Source organism: Streptococcus hongkongensis, assembly GCF_053206145.1.
The window spans coordinates 80,214-99,148 of sequence record NZ_JBRUGD010000007.1; the positions used below are offsets into that span (position 1 = coordinate 80,214).

Consider the following 18,935-nt stretch of genomic DNA (forward strand, 5'->3'; position numbering starts at 1 on the left):
AACGATTGCAATTTTCCTGTTATCTACTCCTCTAAGTAAGTATCCGTCTAGTCTAATCCTTCTTCTTATTTGGGTATTTGAGTTTTCTTTTATTTTTTGACTTTTTCCTTTGTAAATTTTGATTTTAGTCTACTTTTTTCAAATTAGCATTAGTAATGTTGGATTCATCTGTATCAAAGTTAAATTGGTAATGATACCCCCCTTCAACCGTTACATCCATATGTATGTGACCCTCCTCTTCAACATAGCGAATTCGACCTGTACTAAACTTCAATTGTCCCGACTTTTTTTCGAGTTTGGTTAATCTAACCATTTCTGCCATTACATAAGCTTTGGCAACAGCAATATGAGCTTGATGTTCTGCATAAAACTGTTTTGTTTGATTAATATAAATTTGTACAATCATCATAAAAATTGAAGCCATTAAAAGTGAATACAAGAGTACACCTGCTTTAACTTTACTTTGCAAATACATAAACAAAATCCCTTTCCATGCCATTTTCCCATAGAAAATGAATTGTTAATTCCTTGTCTTGACAGAACATTTCGGCCTTTCTAACATGAAAAAGCATGGGATTGTAGCCTTTACCATTAGCCGCAGATTTTCTAAAATCGTGTTTTTCAGTAACTCTAAAGGATACTTTTTTCTGATCCTTCTGAATCATTAATTTATTTCCACTAATATCTACAAATTGTGCCCTCTCTAATTCAGCTCTAAACTGATGTGCAAATAAAAGCCAACTATCTTGATTGTTTTGTCTTAAAAAATTAATATTAGCAAACGTTGACTTGGTCAATCCTTGATAAACTAATAATGAACCTGAAACCACTAAGAGTGCAATCATCGCTTCTAACAAGGTGAAGGCTTTAATCATTAACTTTGCTAATCCGCAATACTTCTTTTTGACCATTGGTGATTACTACTTCCTTTTCTGTAGAATGAACAAAAATATCTGTACCATTAATAGCCAATTTATTTTTTCTTGATTGAATAGCCATTATTGCACTATTTAAAACTTCTTCTTCAGCTTTATACTGTTGATGTAGTTGTTGATATTGCCTTATTGAGCCCAAAATGACGATAACAATATAAACTAATATCCCTAATGCAACAAGACTTTCAAAAAGGATATAGGCTTTAATCTTTTGATTTTTTATAGGTACCACTTCCTAGATTTAAAGTATAGGTAATTATTTCATCAGAACTGATAAAATTTATTTTTGCCAATGAATGATTACCTCCATATTGATTTAATTTCACCTTGTTCACAAATCCTAGTTTAATTGTTTTGGGTAACTCCATTTGTTCACTTTGATATGTGATTGATCGCTCTGCAAATTCCATTTCACCAGCCGAACGCTTTAAAATTGTGATTTTTTGACAATGACGATAAAAATTCTCAAACTCGATAAAAAAAAGGTGATGTCTTGCCTTTATAAAAATAATATCAACACTCGTAGTTAACATAAGAATTGAAAAACTGGCAATCGTTAAACAAATCAATGTTTCAATATACGTAAAAGCAGCTATATTTTTACTTAACTTTTTTTGACTTTTCATTGTGTTTACTGTAATAATCATCATAAGCCTTGATTTGTTCTGCAGTTAGATTACCACTTGATTTCAAGTCAGTTAAACTCGCTTCTTTTCCATCGTGATTTAGTGCATACAATTCAGCCTGATTTTCGACAATTTTGACAAGTGCTTCGCCACCAATATCTAATACTTTTTCTTTTTGTTTATTAAGATTCGGAATAAATAATAGCATTAGAACTGAGATGATTAAAATGACCATCAACATCTCTAAAAGAGTAAATGCAGCTACTGTTTTGTTTTTTACTGATAAGATTGTGTTTTTCATATGTGACCTCCCATATTTTGATAAATTGGCAATAACATAGCTGCGTAAATCATGACGATGACTAATGCAACTATTAAGAAAATTATCGGTTGAATAATTTGTGTTGCTTGAATTAAGAGTCTGAAGTAATTCTCCATTGTGTTTTTGGCATAGATTTCCAACTCTTTTCCTAATTTTGATTTTATTTGACCATACGAAATAATTAAACTAAGTTCATCTTTAAAAAATGGATAGTCTAATACTTTTTGATCAAAGGCAATGCCTTCAATTAATGACTGCTTCATTTCTTGACCAAGTTCTCTAACTAACTGTGATTTTTCAGCTATCATGATATTTAATATCGTTGACAGCTCTAAGCCCTGACCAATTAAATTCCCCCATTCTCTTGCGAAATAAGCTGTCATATAGAGTTGAAAAACTTGACCTAATACTGGTAACCTGCTAATAAAACTTATTAATTTGAGCGGTGAACTACGTTTTTTTATAAAAAGCATTAGTAACCCTGTAAAGAGAATAGATAAGAAACTGCATACTAATAATTGAGGGAAATAGGTTAAGAGTTGAGTAATGGCATTACCTTCTTTAAGTGAAGGCAATAAATATTGGCGCAGCCCTAACATTATGATGACCAGAAACACAAGTAAAACTATTGGATAGGTTATGACTTCAAGCGTTTTCTTTTTTATATGATTTACCTGTAAAAGATAGGCTTCAATATTTTCAAGACTGGTTTGACTATTTCCATGTAACTCCGCAAAGCTTAGTTGAGTTACCACATTATCAGAATATCCCAACTCAAGCATTATATTTGCTAAACTACTACCATTTATCATATGACTTTCCATTATAGTTACATGGGTCTCTGTTAATAATTTACTCTTTTTTAAAAAAGAGACCATTTCAACCAGATTAAAGCCACTTGCTTGGAGATTATGTAGCAATTGAATGAGTTGATACTGTTTTTTAGAAGATAATTTTCTCTTTTTCGCCTTCTTCCCTAGAGAGACATCCTTTTGTAACCAGTTGATTAATCTCTTGATTCCAATCTTCATGTGTGTGTTGGATAAAATTTTTATGAGCAAAATCAATTAAGCCTTTCTTTCCCATTATTCGTTGATAAACAATTAATTTTAGGGTGTTTTCTAATTCATTGTGACTGATTCCCAATTCCAGTAACCTAGCATAGACACCAGGTATGCTTTTAGCATGAACTGTTGAAAAGACCATAGCTCCTGTTAGGCTAGCTCTTATTGCAGCTTTAGCTGTTTCTTTGTCACGAATTTCTCCAATGACTAATATATCCGGACGATGTCTTAATGATAGCTTGATGAGGTTGTCATAGGTCATTCCAATACTCTCATTCACTTGCAATTGCAAAAATATGTTATTTTTAATTTCTACAGGGTCTTCGATTGTTATGACTTGACTATTTTTAGCTCGCTCTGCGATTAGTTGATACATTAAACTAGTTTTCCCAGATCCTACCGGTCCAGAAAAAAGGAATAATCCCCTTCCAATCAGATATTGTTTAAGCTTCTTATCTTTATCAGACCAATAGCTATTATTATTGTCAAAAGGATAGATAATCCTGATTACCATACTTTCAAAGCCGCGATAATCTCCAACAGTGGAAAATCGAAGTGAAATCATGGAGTTTTCACCAATGCTATAATCACATGATCCTAATTGACATCGTCTCTTTTCACCCACATTCATGCCAGCGAGAAATTTAAAATGACTAATTAATTGTTGTAATTGCCCTGATTGAAAATTTTCAGAATAATAACGCTCTTCGTTTAACCGAAAATAGACAATGTAATTGTCGCCTTCTGGTAAGATATAAATATCCTGGACATTCAAAGTCACTGCTTCTCTTACTAACTGTTTCCCCAATCCTTGAATCATTATTAACCTCCTTACACATTTATTCGAAAAAAAAAACTAACTTATTGGACTAAGTTAGTTTTTTTTTATTCTTAATTTGCAAATAGATGACACTGGTGGGTTATCATTACGTTGTTCAAAAGAAGCAATGTTTTTTTCAAGAGGAATAATGTCATTATCTTTTAAGAGTAAGAGTGAGTGATATTGTTGTAAATCATCTGTACAATCTTCACACCATTTCTTTTCATTGTCATTCCAAAAGGTAGCCAATAAATTTTTTTGACTGTGTAAGTTTGGATACTGTTCTTTCAAGATTTCCCATTCATTCTGGTAATCTTTCAAGGCATACTCCCACTTATCAAACTCTTTTTTATAAATAATATCATTTTGCCATCCGTCAACAAACCACCAGGGTTCCCAGTTGCCATACATCTTTATTACTTGATACATAAATACATTACCTTCTCTTTAGAATATTATAGCTAAATAGTAATTTTTTTTAAAAGTTTATGCTCACAAGTAAAATAAAAAGAGTCAATTGACTCTTTTTATTAGTTTTCAGTTTGCACTGTTTCTTCGATAGTAGGTTCTTCAATAATTTCAACTTCATTGATTGCCTGCGGTTCAATGTTACGGTAACGAGCCATACCAGTACCAGCTGGGATAATTTTACCAATGATAACATTTTCTTTAAGACCAAGAAGGTGATCTTTTTTACCACGGATAGCAGCATCTGTAAGAACACGAGTGGTTTCTTGGAATGATGCAGCAGACAAGAATGAATTTGTCTCAAGTGAAGCTTTTGTAATCCCCATAAGAACTGGACGAGAAGTTGCTGGAATACCACCAGAGATAACAAAGTCTTTATTAGCAGTTGTGAAATCTGCGATATCCATAAGTGTTCCTGGTAATAAGTCAGTATCTCCTGGATCCATGACGCGTACTTTACGAAGCATTTGACGAACCATTACCTCAACGTGCTTATCCCCGATTTCAACCCCTTGGCTACGATAAACTTTTTGTACCTCAGCCAAAAGATAAGTTTCAACAGAAAGAGTATCGCGGACTTCAAGTAAACGTTTTGGTTGAATAGAACCTTCAGTTAAAGATGCACCACGATTAATTTCATCACCAATTTCAACTTTCATACGAGCTGTAAACGGAACAACGTATTCATCTTTACCAGTCTTACCTTCAACAAATACTTTTTTAGTACGTGTAGAAGCATCTTCTTCAATATCAACCACTTTACCCTTAACTTCTGTGATAACAGCTTCCCCTTTAGGGTTACGTGCTTCAAAGATTTCTTGGATACGAGGAAGACCTTGAGTAATATCGGTATTTGACGCAACACCACCCGTATGGAAGGTACGCATTGTAAGCTGTGTACCTGGTTCACCAATAGATTGTGCAGCAATCGTACCAACTGCTTCACCAACTTCTACAGCATCACCTGTTGCAAGGTTGATACCATAACAGTGACGACATACACCATGACGAGTTGCACAGGTAAATACAGAACGAATTGTAACTTCTTCAACACCCGCTTCGACAATCTTGCGAGCCATATCTTCAGAAATCAATTGATCTGCACCAATTAATAATTCACCTGTTTCTGGATGTTTAACAGACTTACGTGTGTAACGACCTTGAAGACGTTCTTCAAGAGTCTCTGTAACTTCTTTACCATCTGTAATAGCTTTGATAAGAAGTCCACGGTCAGTTCCACAATCATCTTCACGGATGATAACATCTTGAGCCACGTCAACCAAACGACGAGTAAGATATCCTGAATCGGCTGTTTTGAGGGCTGTATCGGTCATACCTTTACGAGCTCCGTGAGTTGAGAAGAACATTTCCAAAACGGTCAACCCTTCACGGAAGTTTGAAAGAATAGGAAGTTCCATGATACGACCATTCGGAGCAGCCATCAACCCACGCATACCGGCAAGCTGTGAGAAGTTAGAGATATTACCACGGGCACCTGAGTCCATCATCATAACGATTGGATTCTTAGGATCTTGTGTTTCAATTAAGCGTTTCTCAAGAGCTTCTTTAGCTTCACGCCAAGTTGTTGTAACAGCAACATAACGGTCATCATCAGTCATCAAACCACGACGAAATGCTTTATTGATTTCCTCAACACGATGGTGAGCTGCTTCAAGAATTTCAACTTTATTATCAATAACAGGAATATCAGCAATACCAACTGTCAAACCAGCAAGAGTTGAGTGGTAGTAACCTAAGTCTTTAAGACGGTCAAGGAATGCTGATGTTTCTGTCGTACGGAAACGTTTGAAGGTTTCAGCAATGATATTTCCAAGATTTTTCTTCTTGAACGGTACATTAAGTTCTAATGAATCAATCAATTCTTGGATTTCTTTACCTGGTTCAAGGAAATATTTATCTGGCGTACCCTCAGTTAAATTGGCATTATTTGGTTCATTTAAGTAAGGAAGATCTTCAGGCATGATTGCATTGAATAAGATTTTACCAACAGTTGTTACTAAAATTTTATTTCTTTGACTATCTTTCCAAGGTTTATTTGGCATACTTTCAACGGCAACACCAACGCGACTGTGTAAATGCGCATAGCCGTTTTGATAAGCCATAACAGCTTCATCCTTATCCTTGAAGATCATGCCTTCGCCTTCACGACCTGGATCTTCCATAGTTAGATAATAGTTACCCAAAACCATGTCCTGTGATGGTGTAACGACTGGCTTACCGTCTTTAGGGTTGAGAATATGCTCCGCTGCAAGCATCAATAAACGTGCCTCAGCTTGCGCTTCTTCTGAAAGTGGTACGTGGATGGCCATTTGGTCTCCATCGAAATCGGCATTGTAGGCTTCACAAACAAGTGGGTGAAGACGAAGTGCTTTACCATCAATCAGTACAGGTTCAAATGCTTGAATACCTAGTCTGTGAAGAGTCGGTGCGCGGTTAAGGAGAACTGGGTGTTCTTTGATAACTTCTTCAAGAATATCCCAAATGCGTTCATCACCACGTTCAACCATACGTTTAGCAGCTTTTACGTTACCAGCAAATTCACGAGCAACAATTTCACGCATAACAAATGGTTTGAAAAGTTCGATGGCCATTTCGCGTGGCACACCACATTGGTACATTTTAAGAGTTGGACCAACTGCGATAACGGAACGACCTGAGAAGTCAACACGTTTACCAAGCAAGTTTTGACGGAAACGACCTTGTTTACCTTTAAGCATGTGGCTTAATGATTTCAATGGACGACTTCCTGGTCCAGTAATTGGACGACCACGACGGCCGTTATCAATCAAAGCATCAACGGCTTCTTGCAACATCCGTTTTTCATTTTGAACGATAATACCAGGTGCATTTAATTCTAATAAACGAGCAAGACGGTTGTTACGGTTGATAACACGACGGTACAAGTCATTCAAGTCAGAAGCAGCAAAACGGCCACCATCCAATTGAACCATTGGACGTAAATCTGGTGGGATAACCGGGAGGATATTTAATACCATCCACTCAGGTTTGTTTCCAGATTTATTAAAGGCATCAAGAACATCTAAGCGACGAACTGCCTTAATACGTTTTTGCCCTGTTGCTGATTTTAGCTCTTCTTTAAGCTCAGCAATTTCCGTAGGTAAATCAACGCGTTTCAAGAGATCTTGAATGGCTTCTGCACCCATCTTAGCAATAAATGAACCGTGTCCATATTCTTGAATTTTTTCACGGTATTCACGTTCTGTTAAGAGTGATTTTGGCTCAAGAGGTGTGTCCATAGGATCAATAACAACATAAGCTGCGAAGTAAATAACTTCTTCCAAGGCACGTGGACTCATATCTAAGGTTAATCCCATACGTGATGGAATTCCTTTGAAATACCAAATATGAGATACTGGTGCTTTCAACTCAATATGTCCCATACGTTCACGACGAACTTTGGCACGAGTTACTTCTACACCACAACGGTCACAAACGATTCCTTTATAACGGATACGCTTATATTTACCACACGCACACTCCCAGTCTTTTGTTGGTCCAAAGATGACTTCGTCAAACAGACCTTCACGTTCTGGTTTTAACGTACGGTAGTTGATTGTTTCAGGTTTCTTAACTTCCCCGTAAGACCATGAGCGGACTTTACTTGGTGAAGCTAATGTGATTTGCATACTTTTAAAACGATTTACGTCAACCACTAGTTTTACCTTTCTTCGTTTTATCATTTTACTAGTTTCTAGAGCAAATCTGCTCTAGACTAGTAAATTCATTTCAATGTTAATATTCTTTAATCTTCAGTTGTTTCAGATACTTCTGGTGTTTCTTGAACCTGTTTTTCACGTGCTTTTTCAAGATCATCAACGTGCATGACATCATCATCTTCACCTTCGTCAAGATCACGTAATTCAACTTCTCTATCATCTTCATCAAGGACACGCATATCAAGTCCAAGTGATTGCAACTCTTTTACAAGTACGCGGAATGATTCTGGAACACCTGGTTTTGGAATTGGCTTACCTTTAGTGATCGCTTCATAAGCTTTCAAACGACCAGTCACATCATCTGATTTATACGTCAAGATTTCTTGAAGAACATTTGAAGCACCATAAGCTTCAAGGGCCCAAACTTCCATCTCACCAAAACGTTGTCCACCAAATTGTGCTTTACCACCGAGAGGTTGTTGCGTAACAAGTGAGTAAGGACCTACTGAACGAGCATGAAGTTTATCATCAACCATGTGGTGAAGTTTAATCATGTACATGACACCAACTGATACACGGTTATCAAATGGTTCTCCTGTACGACCGTCATAAAGAACTGTTTTAGCATCTGAGTCCATACCAGCTTCTTTAACTGTTTCCCAAAGGTCTTCAGCTGAAGCACCGTCAAAGACTGGTGTTGCAATGTGAATACCTAAGTTACGTGCCGCCATACCAAGGTGAAGTTCCATAACTTGTCCAATATTCATACGTGATGGTACCCCAAGAGGGTTCAACATGATATCAACTGGTGTTCCATCTGGTAAATATGGCATGTCTTCTACAGGAACGATACGAGAAACAACCCCTTTGTTTCCATGACGACCGGCCATTTTATCCCCAACTTTGATTTTACGTTTTTGGGCAATGTAAACACGAACTAACATATTTACACCTGATTGCAATTCATCTCCGTTTGCACGTGTAAAGATTTTAACGTCACGAACGATACCATCTCCACCGTGAGGAACACGAAGTGATGTATCACGAACTTCACGAGATTTATCTCCAAAGATTGCATGCAATAGACGTTCTTCAGCAGACAAGTCTTTTTCACCTTTTGGTGTCACTTTACCTACAAGAATATCGCCTTCTTTAACTTCAGCACCAATACGGATAATACCCATTTCGTCAAGATCTCTAAGAGCTTCTTCACCAACGTTTGGTACTTCTCGTGTAATTTCTTCAGGGCCGAGCTTTGTGTCTCTGGTTTCTGATTCAAATTCTTCTAAGTGAACTGATGTATAAACATCTTCTTTAACAAGACGTTCACTCATGATAACAGCATCCTCGAAGTTATAACCTTCCCAAGTCATATAGGCAACAACTGGGTTTTGTCCAAGGGCCATTTCACCATTTTCCATTGAAGGTCCATCAGCAATGAAGTCCCCTTTTTCAATGATGTCGCCAACTTTAACAAGTGTGCGTTGGTTATAAGCTGTACCTGAGTTTGAACGACGGAATTTCGTCACATGATAGATATCAAGTGAACCGTCTTCACGACGAACTTCTACTTTTTCAGCATCTGAGAAGACTACTTTACCATTATGTTGAGCAATAACAGCAGCTCCTGAATCATGTGCAGCTTGATATTCCATACCAGTACCAACAAACGGTGATTTGGGATCAATCAATGGCACAGCCTGACGTTGCATGTTAGCTCCCATTAGGGCACGGTTTGAGTCATCGTTTTCTAAGAAAGGAATACATGCTGTCGCAACGGCAACTACCTGCTTAGGAGAAACATCAACGAAATCAACAATACTTGCAGCAAATTCTTGGTTATTACCTTGATGACGACCCATTACGATTTCTTCCGCAAACGTGCCATCTTCATTCAATTTAGAATTAGCCTGTGCAACTGTGAATTCGTCTTCTTCATCAGCAGTTAACCAAACGATTTCATTTGTAACAATACCAGTAGAACGATCAACCTTACGATAAGGTGTTTGAATAAAGCCATATTTATTCAAGTGACCAAATGATGACAAGTTATTAATCAAACCGATATTTGGTCCTTCAGGTGTTTCAATCGGACACATGCGACCATAGTGAGTATAATGCACGTCACGTACTTCATACCCTGCACGGTCACGGGTCAATCCACCAGGTCCTAAGGCTGATAAACGACGTTTATGAGAAAGCTCAGACAATGGGTTATGTTGGTCCATGAACTGTGACAACTGTGAAGAACCAAAGAATTCTTTAACAGCAGCAGTTACTGGACGAATATTAATAATTTGTTGTGGTGTTAAAACGTCGTTGTCTTGAACAGACATACGTTCACGGACGTTACGTTCCATACGTGCAAGACCAATACGGAATTGGTTAGCAAGCAATTCACCAACGGCACGAATACGACGGTTACCAAGGTGGTCGATATCGTCGACTTTACCAATACCTTCAGAAAGGTTTAAGAAGTATGACATTTCTGCAAGGATATCAGCAGGTGTAAGTGCACGAACTTTATCATCTGGTGTCGCATTACCAACTAAGGTTACGACACGATCAGGATCAATTGGTGAAACCACTTTGAATTTTTGAAGAATAACAGGTTCAGTCACAACTGCATAATCGTTTGGTGTATAGGCAAATTTGTTTAAATCACCATCAATATGCTCTTCAATTGATTCAATCACTTCACGTGTCATTACTGTACCAGACTCAACAAGAATTTCACCTGTTTCAGCATCAATTAAGTTTTCAGCAATTGTTTGGTTCAATAAACGTGTTTTGATATTTAATTTTTTATTGACTTTGTAACGTCCAACGGCTGCTAAATCATAACGACGTGCATCGAAGAAACGAGCAATCAATAAACTACGTGAGCTATCAGCAGTTTTTGGTTCACCTGGTCTTAAGCGCTCATAAATTTCTTTAAGGGCTTCGTCAGTACGTGAATCACTAGGATTTTTATGTATATCTTTTTCAATCGTATTGCGAACTAAATCACTTTCCCCAAAGATATCAACAATTTCATCGTCTCCTGAAAATCCTAAAGCACGGACTAATGTTGTGAATGGAATTTTACGCGTACGATCAATACGGGTATAAGCGATGTCTTTGGCATCTGTTTCCAATTCTAACCAAGCACCACGGTTAGGAATTACGGTTGAGCCATAGCCAACTTTACCATTCTTATCCACTTTATCATTAAAGTAAACACCTGGTGAACGGACTAATTGAGATACGATAATACGCTCACCACCATTGATGATGAAAGTTCCCATTTCAGTCATAATTGGAAAATCGCCAAAGAAGACTTCTTGAGTTTTAATTTCACCTGTTTCTTTATTAACTAAACGGAAAGTAACAAAGATTGGTGCAGAATAACTAGCATCATGGATACGAGCTTCTTCTAAAGTGTACTTTGGTTCTTTAAATTCGTAACCCACAAATTCAAGTTCCATTGTGTCAGTAAAATTTGAAATTGGTAATACATCTTCAAAAACTTCCTTTAATCCTGTATCTAGGAAATCTTGGAATGAGTCGGTTTGAATTTCAATCAAGTTTGGTAAATCAAGAACTTCTTTGATTCTTGAAAAGCTACGACGTGTACGGTGTTTTCCGTATCGAACTTCATGTCCTGCCAAGTTTTTAGCTCCTTTTTCTTTTTAACATTTGCAATAAAGCAAATTGGTCTAATTTTATAATTTGTCCCAAATGTGAATTTTTAGAATCTTTAAATATAGATGACAATTCATTATATTAAGCAAAAATAGGCACAAAAAGAGCAGCTAAATCTGACTGAATCAGTTTGATTTAACTGCTGTACTTCCTAGTTGGACAATATTTCAACTAGATTGGACGACAAATAGTTATTGATATTATACACTATTTATCACAAAATTTCAAGTTACTTTTTCTGATCATCAAAACCTGCCCAAGCTTTTTGATAATCCGCATCTGTTCCTCCAATAGCAAATTTATAGGTCATTGATCCTGCTCCATTTTTAGCCCATAAACTTGTAACCGTTGGACCACCAACTGTAATACGACGCCCATTTACTGTGACTGTTCCAGGCTGTAATCCCGTATTCTTTAGAACATTTGAACGAATAACACCTTTATCTAGAGCAAATTTACCAGAATTAAAGAGACTAGGCTCTGCTTGATTAATGGCATTCACTAAGTTAGCCATATAATTGGAATTATTATTATAGCCAGCCATAGGTGTCAATGAACTATTATTATCATGTCCTGCCCAGCCACCCAAAGTCACTTTTGGAGTCGCAAGCATCAACCACACATCTGAGTAATTTTCTGTTGTTCCTGTTTTACCAATCCAATCTGCACTTCCTAAGCTTGGATTAATAGCAGTTAAACGTGATTTAAAAGTAGTTGTTGCACCTGAGTTTATCGGCCCTCGTAAAAGACTCTGCAGAATCGTTGCTGTTGGTGCTGAAAAAACACGTTGACCTTTTGACTCATGTTGATAGACAACTCTACCATCACTAGCAGTTATTTTTTCAACCATATACTGCCTATGGTATTCACCATTATTTGCAATCATTTGATAAGCATTAGTTTGGGTTCCTACTGAGACATCAATTCCTCCACCTAAAGGTAAGCTCTCAATAGAATAATCATTAATCTGGTAACCCATTTTTGTCATATAGGATTCAACATCAACTCCTTTTTCCCTAAGCATTTTTTCTGTCCAAAAAGCAGGGATATTCCAAGAAGTATTCAAGGCGTCTTGCAAAGTCATCATTGCCGTACCTTCACTGTCGACGTGCATGATTTTTTGACCACTTGAATAGGTTGTTGGGTAATTTGAAAGGATACTCTCACTTCCCATCAATCCTTGGTCTATAGCAGGACCGTATGCAATGATTGGTTTAATACTTGAACCAGGTGAACGAGCAGTAGTAAAAGCATGATTATTTTGATTTACATTGTAATCGCGTCCACCAATGAAGCCAAGAATTGCTCCATTTGAATTATTAGTTAGGACATTCCCAACTTGAACCACACCTGATCCATCATCAAGCAATCCACCGAATTGAGCAACAGCATTTTGCATGGCATTATATATATTTTTATTAATTGTCGTTTGAACAGAATAGCCACCCTGTTGCAGCTCTTTCAATGCCCTGTCTTCATAGGAAGCCCTAGTCTCATCATTTTTCAAATCTCTTGATGAAATCTGATCACGCTTAACAAGATAGGTAAACATTGCCTTTTTAGCATCCTCTAAAACTGCATAGTAGAGATAATCATGTTTATTGATTTTTATTGCTTCAGGTTGTTTAAAATCCTTACTAATTTGATAGTTTTTATAAGATTCATACTCTTTTTTAGAAAGAAAACCTGTTCGATACATACTATAAAGAACATTATGCTGACGTTTAATGCCAAAAGACATGTCTTCTTCTGACTTCAATTGTCCTGTTGCTAAATAAGGAGAGTAGACAATCGGACTTTGAGGAAGACCTGCTAAAAAGGCTGCTTGAGGGATTGTCAAATCCTTAGCAGAAACCCCAAAAATCCCTTGAGCAGCTTCCTCAATCCCAGCAATATTTTGGCCCTTATTATTACGACCAAAAGGTGAGACATTCAAGTATGTAGATAAGATATCATCTTTGCTTACATACCTCTCTAAAGCCAAGGCATATATAATTTCTTTTGATTTACGTTTGAAAGTTGGATCATCTCCCAAAACTTGTTGTTTAACTAATTGTTGGGTTAACGTTGACCCACCACTAGATTCTCCTAAACCAAGAATTGAACCTAGTGTAGCCCGAAAAACAGCCTTCGGCACTACACCTTTATGTTCCTTGAAATTTTCATCCTCTGTTGAAATAATGGCGTTTTTTATATTTGGAGAAATGGCATCATTTGCAACTGGTGTCCGCAGCAAGTCTGTATCAATCGTAGAAATAAGACTATCATCAGAGTATTTCAATTGCGAAATCATGGTAGTCGTTTTAACCTGCTTCACCAAACTATCCTTACTAGGTAATTTAACGGAGTCTATTTGGCTAGCCAAATAACCAAAGGCCATACCTATTCCGAGCATACCAAAAAGCAAGATGACAATATATATGAAATTAGTCAACAACTTAATTGTTCGCAAGGCAACAAAACCAACATCTTTAACTTCTAGATTTTGACTTGTGGCTATTTTTTTCTTCTTATTCTGCTTCACTATAAAACACCTCAATCTTTATTATACCAAACTTTGATAAAGCTTGCATAGCACTAGCTTTTTTTGATATAATGATTTCCGAAACTAAAAGGAAAATGGAGAAAGCCTATGAATATTTTTGAAGAACTCAAAGCTCGTGGCTTGGTCTTTCAAACGACCGACGAAGAAGCCCTTGTCAAAGCATTAACAGAAGGGCAAGTATCCTATTATACAGGCTATGATCCAACAGCTGATAGTTTACACCTTGGTCACTTGGTTGCTATTTTAACCTCGCGCCGTCTACAAATTGCTGGTCATAAACCCTATGCTCTCGTTGGGGGGGCAACTGGTCTAATTGGTGATCCGTCATTTAAAGATGCTGAACGTAGCCTTCAAACCAAAGAGACTGTTTTGGAATGGAGTGACAAAATTAAAGGACAGTTATCAAACTTCCTTGATTTTGAAAACGGTTCTAACAAAGCTGAACTTGTGAACAACTATGACTGGTTCTCTCAAATTAGCTTCATCGACTTCCTCCGAGATGTTGGTAAGTACTTTACCGTCAACTACATGATGAGTAAAGATTCTGTTAAAAAACGGATTGAAACCGGTATTTCATACACGGAGTTTGCTTACCAAATCATGCAAGGATTTGACTTCTATGAGCTAAATAATAAACATAATGTCACTCTCCAAATTGGCGGTTCTGACCAATGGGGTAACATGACCGCAGGAACTGAGTTGCTTCGCAGAAAAGCTGACAAATCCTGTCATGTGATGACCGTTCCATTAATCACAGATGCAACTGGTAAAAAGTTTGGCAAGTCTGAAGGTAATGCGGTATGGCTAGACGCAGATAAAACATCTCCATATGAAATGTATCAATTTTGGTTAAATGTAATGGACGATGATGCGGTTCGCTTCTTGAAAATATTCACGTTCTTAAGCTTAGATGAAATTGATGCCATCGAAAAAGAATTTGATGCTGCGCGACACGAACGCTTAGCTCAAAAAACATTGGCACGTGAAGTTGTTACCTTAGTACATGGTAAAGCTGCCTATGATCAAGCCGTTAAAATCACGGAACAACTGTTTGCTGGAAATATCAAAGAATTATCTGCCAATGAACTTAAACAAGGTCTAAGCAATGTACCGAACTACCACGTGACCGCAGAAGATAACTTAGCTATTGTTGAGATGTTAGTTACAGCCGGTATCTCTTCATCAAAACGTCAAGCGCGTGAAGATGTGAACAATGGCGCTATCTACTTAAATGGTGAACGTATCCAAGACTTAGATTACCAATTACAAGAAGAAGATAAAATTGATGGCCAACTAACCGTTATCCGTCGTGGTAAGAAAAAATACGCCGTATTAACTTATTAATAAACGCAACCACTTCTTCATTTTATAGTTATTTAGTCATGAGAAGAAAGAAGCCCTCTTATACTATACTAATTAAGCTTAAGAAGGTTACAGGAATTTCCATATTTGGAAATCTACTATTATACCTAAAGGAAGGATTTATTCTCTGATACCAATAGAGAATAAATCCTTCTTTTTGTGATGGAATAAAGTTAAATTCTGCTAAGTTTTTAATATTTTAAATAGTTACTTGGACTATTTCTCAAGTTTACCACTTGAGGGTATAGATAACGTGCACTGCTCAAGCCACGTAAAAATGAGCTAGAAAGAAAAAACATGAGAAATAAACTGTTTGCAAAAGTTGCACTTCTTGTTCTCGCTACTTCTCTGTTCAGTTATCAAGTGCCGCCTGTCTCAGGGGATACACAAAAGACAACTGTAGCATCAGCCAAGATTAAGGTAACCAACTTAGGTCTCCTACCTTTTAAAAAGAAAAGGCAGTTGATATTACAACCCCTAGATCAGCTAAAAAGAGCTAATGGGGCACATATTCAGCTAAAAGACAGTGATGGACCTAAGCGCAAAAGGAATACACGATTAAAAACTAATCCCGTCGGTTGGCATAATTATAAATTTTACTTTGAAAATGGTGAGCAGAAAGCTTGGCTAATGAACCGCGGACACTTAATAGGCTATCAGTTCTCTGGTTTAAATGAAGAGGCAAAAAATCTAGCCCCTCTAACAAGTTGGCTTAATTCAGGAAGTTATAAAGGAATGAATGCTTCTAACGAGGATAGCCTTCTCTTTTATGAGAAAAGACTCGATTCTTGGCTTTCCAATCATCCCCATTACTACCTTGATTATAAAGTGACTCCCATATATAAGGACCACGAATTAATCCCTAGACAGATTGAACTACAATATGTTGGAATTGATAATAATGGAAAACTGATTGCAATTATACTTGGTGGTAAGTCAATACAAGATACTAACGGCATCAGTAAAGTTACCTTAGATAATATTTCTCCAAATGCAAGCATCGATTACGCTACTGGACGTGCGCAAAATACCGTTTTATCAGCTACCAAACAAAAGGCTCAGAAAAAAGCAGACGAAAAAAGACGTATCGCAGAAGAAAAACGACAAGCTGAAGAGAAAGCAAAAGTTGAAGCTGCTGCTCAAAAAGCTGCACAGCAAGCAGAACAACAAAGACAAGCCGCTATCGCACAGGCTCAAGCTCAACAAGCGGCATTAGCACAAGAGCAAGCACAGCAAGCTCAACAAGCTCAACAAGCTAGCACTGGTTACACCAGAGACTACAGAGGCAGATGGCACCGACCAAATGGCCAATACGCCTCAAAAGCTGAAATTGCAGCTGCAGGTCTTCCTTGGTAAAATAAGAAAAACCCTCCTGATGAATTTTAGTGAAAAATAATTCATCAGGAGGGTTTTATTTAAGTAATTTCTTTTTTAATTAAATTGTTTTTTTATCAGTCCAACAATATTAACAATCAAGAAAATTGTGATAAAGATTATTGTGATGGTTGCACTAGCTGGTGTTTCCCAGTAGTAAGATAGGAATATTCCGGCAGTCATGCCGACAAATCCAATACCAATCCCTAAGAAGATTACAGAAGTGAAATTTTTCCCAATTCGCATGGCAATACTTGCTGGTAAGACCATGATAGTTGAAACTAGCAAGGCTCCTGCCGCCGGAATTGTTAAAGCGATAGCTATCCCGGTAACGATATTAAAGAGTACTGACATTAACCTAACAGGTAGTCCATCAACATAGGCAGTATCCTCATCAAAAGTTAAAATATACATAGGTCTAATAAAGAGTAAGGTCAAAACTAATATAAGCACAGCAATAATAAAGAGAGCAATGACTTGTTGCATACTGATTGTCACAATAGATCCAAAGAGATACTGTTCCAAACTGACATTTGAATTACTTGAAGATTTACTCATGATGATGAGCGAAACCGCTAGTCCCATAGACATCAAAATCGCTGTCGAAATTTCCATATAGTGCTTATAGACCACACGAAGGTACTCCAAGACAACAGCTGCAATAGCAACGACAATAATTGTTGTCCATGTGGGATTGACCCCAATCACAACACCAAGTGCAACCCCAGCTAAGGAAACGTGACTTAAGGTATCACTCATCAAACTTTGACGTCGTAAAATGAGAAAGATTCCCAAAATAGGAGCAAAAATACTGATAGCCACAACAGCCATGACAGCGCGTTGCATAAAATCATACGATAAAATATCTAACACGACTTAAACCTCCTTGTTCTCTTGGTCATGTACATTAAAACAGCGCCAAGGAAGTTCTTGATTACGTATCAAATGGATATTGCGATCTGCATAATCCTTAACCTCTTCTGGATCATGGGTAATCATTAAAACTGCTTTCCCGTGCTTATGGGCACTATGATTCATTAACTGATAGAATGTTTCCGTCGTACCGCTATCCATACCAGTAGTTGGCTCATCCAGAACAAAGATGTCCGGGTCTGAAGCAAACATCCGAGCAATAACAACCCGTTGCTTTTGGCCACCAGATAGGCTACCAATACGCTTATTCCGATTTTCCCACATGCCAACTGATTCCAAACTAGCTTTAATATGTTCTTCATCATGCTTGGTAAGACGTCTAAACCAGCCGTTTCGAGGGTAACGCCCTGACTTAACAAATTCATATACAGTCGACGGAAAACCAGCATTAAAACTGGCAACTTGCTGTGGTAGGTAGGCAATTCGAAGTTTTTTTCCTTCTTTGTTCGTTTTCGAAAAAGTTACAGTACCAACTTTTGGCGTCAAAATACCTAAAGTTGCTTTAATCAAAGTTGATTTTGCAGCACCATTTTCTCCGGTTAAGGTAACAAACTCTCCACTGTCCAAATGATAAGTGATCCCCTCTAAGACGGGATCACTTTCGTAATGGAAGGAGAGATTTTCAACTGTTAAATATCTCAAATTTTACCTTTCTAATTCCTTGGCAAAAACTGTCAAGAACTTTTCAACGACTACTGCTTCTTCTGTTGAGAAGTTTTCAAGCAGTCTCTTATAGACATCGAGTGTTTGGTCATGATGATGTGTATGTTCATGAGCAATTGGCATTGCCAACTCCGTTAGTTCAAAGTAAGTCACACGCGCATCTACCGCATCTTTAGACGAAGCCAGCATGCCTTGCTTGATTAAACTTTTAATAGCTTTTGTAACTGCAGCTTGACTAATGTTTAATTTTTTAGCTAATTCTGTATTGGTCAATTTATCTTGCGATAAGAGCATCAAAATATGTTCTTGCGTGTTTGTTAACTTCACATCACTTTGGCATGATCCAAATAATAATTCATGTTGATTTTCAGCCTTCATCAAAATTTGATTAACCAAGCTATCAATTTTCTTTTCTAACTTCCCCATAACACACCTCACCTT

At 37.2% G+C, this 18,935-nt stretch carries 16 protein-coding genes; 2 read left to right on the plus strand and 14 right to left on the minus strand.

Going from position 1 to position 18,935, the window contains the following annotated elements; all coding sequences use genetic code 11:
- Nucleotides 1-124: 124 nt before the first annotated feature.
- The 11 genes from comGG to pbp1b all read right to left on the minus strand — a co-directional run bounded on the left by comGG (nt 125) and on the right by pbp1b (nt 14,156).
- A complete protein-coding gene (gene comGG / locus ACVRZD_RS05690) occupies nt 125-475 on the minus strand; it encodes a competence type IV pilus minor pilin ComGG (protein ID WP_080730852.1) in 351 nt (116 codons plus the stop codon).
- Nucleotides 459-911 (minus strand): competence type IV pilus minor pilin ComGF, encoded by a 453-nt coding sequence (gene comGF / locus ACVRZD_RS05695; protein ID WP_052128136.1) that lies wholly within the window; start codon nt 909-911, stop codon nt 459-461. The genes comGG and comGF overlap by 17 nt, the downstream gene beginning before the upstream one ends.
- Nucleotides 868-1,167 carry a competence type IV pilus minor pilin ComGE gene (comGE, locus tag ACVRZD_RS05700; protein ID WP_037626330.1) on the minus strand — a complete coding sequence of 100 codons (300 nt, stop codon included), beginning with the start codon at nt 1,165-1,167 and terminating at the stop codon, nt 868-870. Before comGE ends, comGF begins: the two co-directional genes overlap by 44 nt.
- Nucleotides 1,139-1,561, minus strand: a complete 423-nt coding sequence (comGD, locus tag ACVRZD_RS05705; protein WP_230588955.1) for a competence type IV pilus minor pilin ComGD — start codon at nt 1,559-1,561, stop codon at nt 1,139-1,141. The genes comGE and comGD overlap by 29 nt, the downstream gene beginning before the upstream one ends.
- Nucleotides 1,536-1,862, minus strand: a complete 327-nt coding sequence (gene comGC / locus ACVRZD_RS05710; protein WP_037626326.1) for a competence type IV pilus major pilin ComGC — start codon at nt 1,860-1,862, stop codon at nt 1,536-1,538. The genes comGD and comGC overlap by 26 nt, the downstream gene beginning before the upstream one ends.
- On the minus strand, nt 1,859-2,914 hold the full coding sequence (gene comGB, locus ACVRZD_RS05715; RefSeq protein WP_447450352.1) for a competence type IV pilus assembly protein ComGB: 1,056 nt from the start codon (nt 2,912-2,914) through the stop codon (nt 1,859-1,861). Before comGB ends, comGC begins: the two co-directional genes overlap by 4 nt.
- On the minus strand, nt 2,826-3,767 hold the full coding sequence (gene comGA, locus ACVRZD_RS05720) for a competence type IV pilus ATPase ComGA (RefSeq protein WP_037626323.1): 942 nt from the start codon (nt 3,765-3,767) through the stop codon (nt 2,826-2,828). The genes comGB and comGA overlap by 89 nt, the downstream gene beginning before the upstream one ends.
- A gap of 54 nt (nt 3,768-3,821) precedes the next feature.
- Nucleotides 3,822-4,196, minus strand: a complete 375-nt coding sequence (locus ACVRZD_RS05725) for a DUF1033 family protein (RefSeq protein WP_037626322.1) — start codon at nt 4,194-4,196, stop codon at nt 3,822-3,824.
- A gap of 101 nt (nt 4,197-4,297) precedes the next feature.
- On the minus strand, nt 4,298-7,930 hold the full coding sequence (gene rpoC / locus ACVRZD_RS05730) for a DNA-directed RNA polymerase subunit beta' (protein WP_447450356.1): 3,633 nt from the start codon (nt 7,928-7,930) through the stop codon (nt 4,298-4,300).
- A gap of 89 nt (nt 7,931-8,019) precedes the next feature.
- Nucleotides 8,020-11,583, minus strand: a complete 3,564-nt coding sequence (rpoB, locus tag ACVRZD_RS05735; protein WP_037626320.1) for a DNA-directed RNA polymerase subunit beta — start codon at nt 11,581-11,583, stop codon at nt 8,020-8,022.
- Nucleotides 11,584-11,846: 263 nt separating this feature from the next.
- Nucleotides 11,847-14,156, minus strand: a complete 2,310-nt coding sequence (gene pbp1b, locus ACVRZD_RS05740) for a penicillin-binding protein PBP1B (RefSeq protein WP_447450353.1) — start codon at nt 14,154-14,156, stop codon at nt 11,847-11,849.
- Between the two features lie 93 nt (nt 14,157-14,249).
- Here pbp1b and tyrS point away from each other — a divergent pair, with 93 nt between their 5' ends.
- Nucleotides 14,250-15,506, plus strand: coding sequence for a tyrosine--tRNA ligase (gene tyrS / locus ACVRZD_RS05745; protein ID WP_447450354.1), 1,257 nt, complete (start codon nt 14,250-14,252; stop codon nt 15,504-15,506).
- Between the two features lie 315 nt (nt 15,507-15,821).
- On the plus strand, nt 15,822-16,880 hold the full coding sequence (locus ACVRZD_RS05750) for a DNA/RNA non-specific endonuclease (RefSeq protein WP_037626318.1): 1,059 nt from the start codon (nt 15,822-15,824) through the stop codon (nt 16,878-16,880).
- Nucleotides 16,881-16,955: 75 nt separating this feature from the next.
- On the opposite strand, the gene ACVRZD_RS05755 is transcribed toward ACVRZD_RS05750, so the two are convergent.
- From ACVRZD_RS05755 to ACVRZD_RS05765, 3 genes are read right to left on the minus strand one after another with little or no spacing between them, the layout of a single operon-like run.
- Entirely contained in the window at nt 16,956-17,771 is an 816-nt protein-coding gene (locus ACVRZD_RS05755; protein WP_037626316.1) for an iron chelate uptake ABC transporter family permease subunit, read from the minus strand.
- Between the two features lie 3 nt (nt 17,772-17,774).
- A complete protein-coding gene (locus ACVRZD_RS05760) occupies nt 17,775-18,473 on the minus strand; it encodes a metal ABC transporter ATP-binding protein (protein WP_037626314.1) in 699 nt (232 codons plus the stop codon).
- Between the two features lie 3 nt (nt 18,474-18,476).
- Entirely contained in the window at nt 18,477-18,920 is a 444-nt protein-coding gene (locus tag ACVRZD_RS05765; protein ID WP_037626312.1) for a zinc-dependent MarR family transcriptional regulator, read from the minus strand.
- Nucleotides 18,921-18,935 lie beyond the last annotated feature (15 nt).

Excerpts from the sequence above, each read along its gene's own strand:
- comGG (WP_080730852.1), bottom strand. The coding sequence starts at position 475 with ATGTATTTGCAAAGTAAAGTTAAAGCAGGTGTACTCTTGTATTCACTT.
- comGF (WP_052128136.1), bottom strand. The coding sequence starts at position 911 with ATGGTCAAAAAGAAGTATTGCGGATTAGCAAAGTTAATGATTAAAGCC.
- comGD (WP_230588955.1), bottom strand. The coding sequence starts at position 1,561 with ATGAAAAGTCAAAAAAAGTTAAGTAAAAATATAGCTGCTTTTACGTAT.
- comGC (WP_037626326.1), bottom strand. The coding sequence starts at position 1,862 with ATGAAAAACACAATCTTATCAGTAAAAAACAAAACAGTAGCTGCATTT.
- comGB (WP_447450352.1), bottom strand. The coding sequence starts at position 2,914 with ATGAAGATTGGAATCAAGAGATTAATCAACTGGTTACAAAAGGATGTC.
- comGA (WP_037626323.1), bottom strand. The coding sequence starts at position 3,767 with ATGATTCAAGGATTGGGGAAACAGTTAGTAAGAGAAGCAGTGACTTTG.
- ACVRZD_RS05725 (WP_037626322.1), bottom strand. The coding sequence starts at position 4,196 with ATGTATCAAGTAATAAAGATGTATGGCAACTGGGAACCCTGGTGGTTT.
- tyrS (WP_447450354.1), top strand. The coding sequence starts at position 14,250 with ATGAATATTTTTGAAGAACTCAAAGCTCGTGGCTTGGTCTTTCAAACG.
- ACVRZD_RS05750 (WP_037626318.1), top strand. The coding sequence starts at position 15,822 with ATGAGAAATAAACTGTTTGCAAAAGTTGCACTTCTTGTTCTCGCTACT.
- ACVRZD_RS05765 (WP_037626312.1), bottom strand. The coding sequence starts at position 18,920 with ATGGGGAAGTTAGAAAAGAAAATTGATAGCTTGGTTAATCAAATTTTG.